Below are 2,467 nucleotides of genomic sequence, written 5' to 3' on the forward strand. Positions count from 1 at the left end.
TCCGTCTGGTGGAGTCGTTCGGGGTGCGTCCGGACTTCCTGATGGGGCATTCGGTCGGTGAGATCGCGGCTGCGCATGTGGCGGGTGTGTTGTCGTTGGAGGACGCGTGTGCGCTGGTGGCGGCGCGGGGTCGGTTGATGCAGGGGTTGGCGTCGGGCGGTGTGATGGTGGCGGTGGAGGCGGCCGAGGAGGAGGTGCTGCCGCTGCTGGAGGGCCGTGGGGCCGAGGCGTCGGTCGCCGCGGTGAACGGCCCGCGCGCGGTGGTGATCGCGGGCGTCGAGGCGGCGGTCGTCGAGGTCGCCGATGAGCTCAGGGCGTTGGGCCGGCGGACGTCTGTTCTGCGGGTGTCGCATGCGTTCCACTCGCCGTTGATGGAGCCGATGCTGGATGCCTTCCGCGAGGTCGCGGAAGGGATCGCCTACGGTTCTGCGTCGGTTCCGTTGGTGTCGAACGTGTCGGGTCGGCTCGCGGTGGAGGGCGAGTTGGCGTCGGCGGAGTACTGGGTGCGGCATGTGCGGGAGGCGGTGCGTTTCGCCGACGGGGTCGGCGTGCTGGCAGGCGAGGGCGTGACCCGCTTCCTGGAGATCGGCCCGGACTCCACCCTCACCGCACTCGCGCAGAACTGCGCGGCGGACGACGTGCTGTACGCGCCGGTCCTTCGCAAGGACGGACAGGAGCCCCGGCACTTCGTGGCGGCCCTCGCGCGACTGCATCTGAGCGGCGCGTCGGTGGCGTGGGCCACGCTCCTCCCGGGGGCAGGCACGGTCGAGCTGCCCACCTACGCCTTCCGCCGTGACCGGTTCTGGCTGGAGCGTTCCTACGCCGAGGACGGCTCGGCCGTCGCCGCCGGCCTGCACCACCGTGTCGTCTGGCGCACGGTCGCCGGCCTGTCCGAGGGCGCTCGGCTGTCCGGGCGCTGGCTGTTCCTGAGGCCCGTGTCCTCGGCAGGCGCGGACGGCTGGGACGGCGCCCTGACCGGCGCCCTGCACGACGCCGGTGCGGAACTGGTCGCCGTCGAGCACCATCACAGCGACAGCCGGGCGGAGTTGGCGCGCCGTATCGCCGTGGCCGTCGGCGACGCCCCGGTCGCCGGCGTCGTCTCCACCCTCGCCCTGGAGCGCGGGGCGAACGGAGACGTGCCCCACGGCGTTCTCGCGAGCACGGTGCTCGTCCAGGCCCTCGGCGACGCCGCCGTCTCGGCGCCGCTCTGGACCCTGACCCGGGAAGCCGTCACCGTCACGGCCGCCGATCCGGCCCCGGAACCCGACCAGGCCGCCGTCTGGGGCCTGGGGCGCGTCGTCGCTCTGGAACACCCCGACCGCTGGGGCGGTCTCGTGGACCTTCCCACGACCCTGGACCGGCGTTCGGCCGCCCGGCTGGTCACCCTGCTCGCCGACGGCGTGACGGCCATGGGTCCACGCGAGGACCAGGTCGCGGTCCGATCCGGCGGACTCGTGGGCCGCCGCCTGGTCCCGGCCTCTCCCGCACCGGAATCCGCCTGGCAGCCGTCCGGCACGGTCCTGGTGACCGGCGGCACGGGCGCACTGGGGGCCAGAGTGGCCCGGTGGGCCGCCCGAGCGGGCGCCGCGCGCCTGATCCTGGTCAGCCGCAACGGGGACGGGGCGCCGGGCGCCGAGGAGCTGCGCGGCGAACTGCTTGAGGTCGGTGCCGAAGTGACGTTCGCAGCACTGGACCTGACGAACCGTAAAGCGTTGCGGGCGCTCCTCGACGCCCACCCCGTGGACGCGGTCGTCCACACGGCAGGGGCGCTGGAGGACGGCGTCCTCGACGGCCTCACGCCGGCCGCCTTCAAGAAGGTCTTCGCCGCCAAGGTCATGGGCGCGCGCAACCTCGACGAGCTGACCCGGGACCGCGAGCTCTCCGCCTTCATCCTCTTCTCGTCCTTCGCCGGCACGGTCGGCTCCGCCGGACAGGCCAACTACGCGGCCGCCAACGCCCTGTTGGACGCCCTCGCGGAGCGGCGCAGGAGCGAGGGGCTGCCCGCCACCTCCATCGCCTGGGGGCCGTGGGCAGGCGGCGGCATGGCCGCCGACGCCGACGCGGAGGGCCGGCAGCTGAGAGGCGGCGTGGGCCTCCTCGACCCTGACCGTGCCTTGGACGCCCTCGCCGCCGCCGCTGGGGACGCGACCGCCGCCGCCTTCGTGGCCGACGTCGAATGGAGCCGTTTCGGCGCTGCCTTCACCGCGGTCCGGCACAGCCCGTTGCTCGCAGAGGTGTACCGTGCCCCGGTCGGACCCCAGGTCACCGCCGAGACCGTCACGACCGGACTCCAGGCGCGTCTGCGCGGCCTCTCCCCTGAGGCGCGCCAGCGGGAACTCCTCACAGAGGTCCGCGCCCGGGCCGCGGCGGCACTCGGGTACGAGGGCGTCGAGCAGGTGGGTGCGGAGCGGGCCTTCCGCGATCTGGGCGTGGACTCGCTGATCGCGGTGGAGCTGCGCAACGTCCT

Annotated in this window: 1 protein-coding gene; it reads left to right on the plus strand. The window is 74.0% G+C overall.

What is annotated here, in order from left to right; genetic code table 11:
• Positions 1-41 precede the first annotated feature (41 nt).
• Positions 42-2,467 (plus strand): type I polyketide synthase (locus tag ABT300_RS43155; protein WP_351688393.1); only part of this gene is annotated, 2,426 nt, incomplete at its 3' end.

It is taken from the genome of Streptomyces sp. NPDC001027, assembly GCF_040299045.1.
Classification (GTDB): domain Bacteria; phylum Actinomycetota; class Actinomycetes; order Streptomycetales; family Streptomycetaceae; genus Streptomyces.